This is a genomic window from Phormidium sp. CCY1219, from assembly GCF_055795085.1.
The window spans coordinates 1-5,688 of the sequence record NZ_JAYFEQ010000893.1 but is presented as its reverse complement, the minus strand read 5'-3'; the positions used below and the strand labels follow the sequence as shown (position 1 = coordinate 5,688).

Sequence of the window (5,688 nt, the reverse complement as noted above, 5' to 3'; positions counted from 1 at the left end):
ATCGATTTGGGGTTTTTCCAGGAGGGCGATCGCATCGAATTGATTCGGGGAGAACTGGTGCCAATGGTTTCTAAAGGAAAAGCTCATACAGTCTGTTGTATGAATTTAAACGAGCAATTGGTCATTCTCCTATCTGGTAAGGCCAAAGTTCGATGCCAAGACCCTATCTTACTGCCCAATAACAGCGAACCAGAACCGGATTTTGTTATTGTGAGAAATCGGGCAGATAACTATTTATCTCGTCATCCGATGCCGGAAGATATTATCGGAGTTATCGAAATTGCCGATTCTTCTTTGCAATACGATCGCGAGGTGAAACTTCCCCTTTATGCCGAAGCGAATATTGCCGAATATTGGCTCGTCAATTTGTTGGAAAATCAATTGGAAATTTACAAGGCTTCTTATCAAAAATCTAATGCAGTTTTTGACTACCGCCAAAAGCAGGTGTTGCTTCCCGATGAAACCGTTGCTTTGCCCGAGTTTTCCGATGCGATTCTGGAACTAGCACGGGTTTTCCCGGGGGCGATCGCGTAAACACTACCTAAATAAAATCAGCGGTTGTATCGATAAGTTATAAAAACTATAGTTAATTTTCAAATAACTTTTTATAAATTCTGAAAATCCGGAATATTTGGGGAAAATCTGGTAAAATAAAGCCAGTGGTCAACCTGATTGAACTCTGATGAGCTTACCGAAAACCAAACGCTTTACGATTGAAGAGTATCACCGCTTAATTGAAGCGGGATTTTTCCAGGGGGACGATCGCGTAGAACTGATTCGGGGAGAAATTGCGAACATGGCATCGAAAGGAAAACCACATGTATTCTGTCGCACGCAGTTATTGCGAGAGCTGTGTCATTTACTCGGCGATCGCGCGACTTTACGATGCGCCGATCCAGTCGCGTTACCCCAAGATAGCGAACCGGAACCGGATTTTGCGATCGTGCGAAATCGCAAAGAAAACTATTTATCCCATCATCCCACCCCGGATGAGATTTTGCTGATTATCGAAATTGCGGATGTTTCACTACAGTACGATTGCGAAATCAAATTACCCCTTTATGCCGAAGCTGGAATTTCCAAAGTGTGGCTTTTTAATGTCCTGGAAAATCAACTAGAAATCTACACGAGTCCCTATCAAAATTCTAACGGAACCTTTAACTATAAGCAAAAACAGGTTAAACTGTGGAATGAAACGATTGGGTTGCCGGGATTTCCCGGTTTAACCCTGGAATTGACAAAGGTGTTTCCGCCAATGAAAAGCTAACTGGGGCGATCGCTGTTTTTCGGGGCCGGGCGAGGGTAAATGCAGGGTCGGATTTTCAGCGATCGCAGCGGAATTTATTCCTTTAGATAGATGGCAATCGGAAAGAATTGGTAATCGTAGGATTGGTCGGTGGGAAAACCCGCTCTGGGTGGCTTGGGAAAAATGACAGTAATTATACCCAACAATAGAAAATTCGAGCCAAATTTGCCGATTGAGGGATTCGCACGCTAAAACAAATAGAGAAGCGCTCGCAGGGCGGAAAGTTAAACCCGATTCCCACCTCTGGATTTTCATCAGGGCTATGCCACTCAATCAATTCTCTCTCGGTCTGTGCTTGCCACTGTCATGGTGGCACAAATTGCTCAAAGCGATCGCGATCGCCGCGATCGGATTAACCGCAGGGTGCGATCCTGCAAAGGAGTTTCAAGCTGGGTTTCTACCCGTTTCCGCCACCACCGCCACCGTGCAGCCAGAGGTGGATCCATTCCGCGCCGCGATAAACCACGCGCAACAAGCTGCGGATCTCACCCAACGCGCGATCTCCCTGGAAGAGTGGCACCAAGTGGCGAGTCTGTGGCGATCGGCGATCGCCGAGTTGAAAATGGTACCCGAAACCCACCCGAGAAGCGCTTTGGCACGAGAAAAGATAGGGGAATATCAGCACAATCTGACCTATGCCTCCCAACAGGTGGCGCGGTTGGATCGATTCGAGCGCGCGATCGCCAAAGCGCAAACTGCCACCAGTCTGGCGCAAACCGCGTCATCGAAAGCGGAGTGGGAACAAGTCGAGTTACATTGGGAGATAGCGATCGCGAATTTAACGCAATTGCCCGCCTCTCACCCCAACCGCGCTTTGGCAACGGCAAAGCTGGCTGAATACGGTCAAAAGTTAGCGGAAGTGAAAGCGCGATTAGCCGAATTCGGTGCGATCCATCAAGCCCTTGCCAAAGGCAAACTCGCTGCCAATTTAACCCAGAGCGCCGCTTCGATCGCCGAGTGGCAACGAGTGGCAATTCTCTGGAAAGAAGCGATCGCCAAACTGCAAACCGTTCCCCCAAACCACGCCAAGCGCACCTTTGCCGAGGCCAAAATCCGCGAGTATAACTACAACTTACGCTACGTGCGACAGCAATTAAGTCGCTTAGATCCCTACAATCAAGCGATCGCCACCGTGGAACGCGCCACTTTTGACGCACAAAGTGCTACGGCGATGGGGGAGTGGGAGGCAGCGGCTAAACACTGGGAAGAGGCGATCGCGCGCCTGGAGCGCGTGCCAAAAACTCACCTAAAACGCGCCTTAGCCGAACAGCACATCCGGGACGCGCGAGAAAATCTCGCCTTCGCGCGACAGCAGGTGAGGCACACCGATCCGTTCAATCAAGCCATGAAAACAGCTCGGGATGCCGCAAACAAAGCTCAATCGGCATTTTCTCATTATGACTGGAATGTGGTGGCAAGAGAATGGCAATCCGCCATTCTCTTGTTAGAAAGTCTGCCCAAAAATCACGCCAAACAAGCCATTGCATCCCAAAAAATTGCCGCTTACCAGAAAAAGCTCGCCTATGCCATCAAACAAGGCGATCGCCGCTTCCAAACCCTCACCACTCCCGATAAACAAAGTAATGCAATTGATTCAAACCAGAAGAATAAAAAACCGGAAACGGGGAAGGAAAAACAGAAATAATTCTTTATTGCTATCGGGGTAATTTCAGAAAAAATAACATGATTTTGCAGCTTTCAAGGGGGGGAACCGTCGATCGGATAGAGCGCTCCCCCCCTGGGGGAAACAAATCAAAAAACTCAAAATCTGTGTTAAATTAGACCTGGTCATGCGGGCGAAAGTTGGAACCAACGCCCTACCCTTCTAGGGCGCGGGGATTTCCAGACCAAACCTTGATAAAATTATTCCTGATACCCCTGGAAAAAGCCGCGAGATTGTCGCCAAATTTCCAAACTAATAATGCAGGCCATTAGCCAGACCATTCCCGCCGTATATCCAGCCACAATATCCGTGGGCCAATGAACGCCGAGATAAAGCCGACTTAACCCGATCGGGATAATTAAGCCCAGGGTACCAATAGCTACCCATACGCGCCAGCGGGGAAATTGAGTGGAAAGCAAGTAGCCGAAAATGCCGTAAATCACCAATGAAACCAAGGCATGACCGCTGGGAAAACTGTAGGAACTGACATCGAGAATGCGCTCCCAAAGTTCCGGTCTGGCTCGGGAAAAAACCTTTTTCAAAACGGTATTGAGCAGAACCGAACCGATAGCCGCGATCGCAATTGTTGTGGCTTCCGCTTTCATGCCGCGCCTCACCAATGCGATGCCCAGGAGAAAACAAACCACGCTCAATAGCCTCGGGTCTCCGAGAAAGGTAATTGCCGTCACCAGGCGATCGAGCAGTGGCGTATGCAAATCCTTGAACATTAATAAAACTTCCGTATCCATTGCCGTGGTTTCTTGTTCTAGCACTTCCTCTGCAATTTCAAAAAATCCCCAAATGCACAAAATACTCCCGAGCAGTCCGCCTAGGGGAATTACTGATATTAATGAGATGAGTTTAGATTTCATGTCAATCGTTCAATTCAGTCTGAGTTTTTACGAAGCAGAAACGAGGGTTTACAGTTTAGAGGTTTGGCAGTTCCCGCCTGGAGTTTAACAAGGGCGATCGCACCGGTCGCTCCCAGGGAAGAAGCCCACCGCGATCGCACAGTATTGGCCAGGGAACCCCCGGTTTTCTATTCTAGACTCTACAATAAAAAAGGAGGAAGACTTTTGCCGGCCTTGCGGAAACCGCGATCGCGCTGGCCACGTCTTTACTGACCGACCCGAACCGAAATCCTATTTATGATATCACTCAAGCCGAAACAGATTGCGACAATTTTACTCACCCTAGGAGCGGCAAGCTGCGCCACTTGGCTGGGTTTCCAGGTTCCCGGCATCGCTCGCCCACACAGGACGATCTCCGCTCGCACAGAGAACGCACCGCGTTTCGCCCAACCCATCGACTGCACCCTGGGCGAAGATTGCTTTATCTTGCTTTATCCCGATCTCGACCCCACCCCAGAAGAAGCGGTGGATTTTGGCTGCGGGCGGCAAACCTACGACGGTCATAAAGGCACCGACTTTGCCATTTCCGACGAAGCGACAATGGCACAAGGTGTCCCGGTTCTGGCTGCCGCTCCCGGTACCGTGCTGCGGGTGCGCGACGGGATGCCCGATCGCCGCCTCAGAAGTTTAAGTGAGAAAGAAGAAGTCGCCGGGGTAGAATGTGGGAACGGAATCGTCATCGACCACGGCAACCAGTGGCAGACCCAATACTGTCACCTCCGCAATGGGAGTATTTCGGTGCGTCCGGGGATGGAAGTGGAAGCCGGCACTCCCCTGGGCATGGTGGGCGCATCCGGTGCGGCATCGTTCCCTCACGTGCATTTGAGCGTCCGCTACCAAGGAGAAGTTGTAGACCCCTTTGTGGGTGCTAACGCCGCACCGGGATGTAATGTGCAGCGCAATTCCCTGTGGGCAGACTCCCTGGGGTATCAGCCCACCGGCCCCATTGATGCCGGTTTTGCTGCCGAAGCCCCCACGATGGACGACCTCTGGGAAGGACGCTTCCGCGATTCTCTCCTCTCGCGAGATATCCCCGCCATTTTGTTCTGGGTTCACACCTATGGTGTCTTGCAAGGAGACGAATTCGCGTTTAAACTCACCGCACCTAATGGCGAAATTGTCGCACAAGATAAACGCACTATCGATTCTCCCAGTAAAACCTGGATGGGATATGTGGGCAAGCGTAATACCCCCCAAAGACCGATTATCCCCGGCGTTTGGCGCGGCGAATATCGTCTGCTCCGCAATAATAAAGTTGTGGTAGAGTTCGAGCGCGAAGTAGAAGTGCAGTAAACATCAAGGCGAAAATCAACGGATCGCTACCCGTAGGGCCACGGCACTGCCGTGCCCTCACCCCAACTTCTATAAATCTTAAGTTGTCCGTCCGAGCGCCATATCTGGGAGCGTCATATAATTTTCCCAAATTGCTAACAATTTGTGCCCATTGTCGGGGAAAAAGTCATGGCTCAACCCCTGTAAGACAGATTCCTCCTAATGAAGCGATCTCTCTAAATTTATGGGGCGATCGCCCGCAATCCGGGTCAAATAAGCACTGCCTAAATTTTGTGGCACGTTCGCCCACTGCTGCGGATTGTCCTGACGCTGGCGAACCGAAATATTGCCTTGAGTCAATAGGGATAAGCCGAAAAATGGCGATCGCTTCTAATAAGTAGGGAGCGATCGCCCTAGTTTTACCAAATCCACTTTCCCCAGATAATACTTAACCTTCGTTTCCGAATCGTTGCAACAACTCTTCGCGAGAAAGGGTCAGCAACAGACGGGTTAACTCCTGGGTTGGTAACTGCAAC

6 protein-coding genes are annotated in these 5,688 nt (G+C 50.2%); 4 read left to right on the top strand and 2 right to left on the bottom strand.

The window, feature by feature from the left end:
• From AC0QH1_RS29355 to AC0QH1_RS29345, 3 genes are all read left to right on the top strand, one after another.
• A partial coding sequence (locus AC0QH1_RS29355; RefSeq protein WP_324634990.1) for a Uma2 family endonuclease occupies positions 1-534 on the top strand: 534 nt, incomplete at its 5' end.
• A 148-nt stretch (positions 535-682) separates the two neighbouring features.
• A complete protein-coding gene (locus tag AC0QH1_RS29350; protein WP_324634989.1) occupies positions 683-1,267 on the top strand; it encodes a Uma2 family endonuclease in 585 nt (194 codons plus the stop codon).
• Between the two features lie 301 nt (positions 1,268-1,568).
• Complete coding sequence (locus AC0QH1_RS29345) at positions 1,569-2,951, top strand: coiled-coil domain-containing protein (RefSeq protein ID WP_324634988.1); 1,383 nt, start codon at positions 1,569-1,571, stop codon at positions 2,949-2,951.
• A gap of 218 nt (positions 2,952-3,169) precedes the next feature.
• Here the strand turns inward: AC0QH1_RS29345 and AC0QH1_RS29340 are convergent, their stop codons facing one another.
• Positions 3,170-3,841, bottom strand: coding sequence for a phosphatase PAP2 family protein (locus tag AC0QH1_RS29340; RefSeq protein WP_324634987.1), 672 nt, complete (start codon positions 3,839-3,841; stop codon positions 3,170-3,172).
• A gap of 276 nt (positions 3,842-4,117) precedes the next feature.
• Between AC0QH1_RS29340 and AC0QH1_RS29335 the strand changes: the two genes are divergently transcribed.
• The gene (locus AC0QH1_RS29335; RefSeq protein WP_324634986.1) at positions 4,118-5,173 is read left to right on the top strand and encodes a M23 family metallopeptidase; all 1,056 of its coding nucleotides are present in this window, start codon (positions 4,118-4,120) and stop codon (positions 5,171-5,173) included.
• Positions 5,174-5,371: 198 nt separating this feature from the next.
• Here AC0QH1_RS29335 and AC0QH1_RS29330 read toward each other — a convergent pair whose 3' ends face one another.
• On the bottom strand, positions 5,372-5,512 hold the full coding sequence (locus AC0QH1_RS29330) for a hypothetical protein (protein ID WP_324634985.1): 141 nt from the start codon (positions 5,510-5,512) through the stop codon (positions 5,372-5,374).
• Between the last annotated feature and the right edge of the window lie 176 nt (positions 5,513-5,688).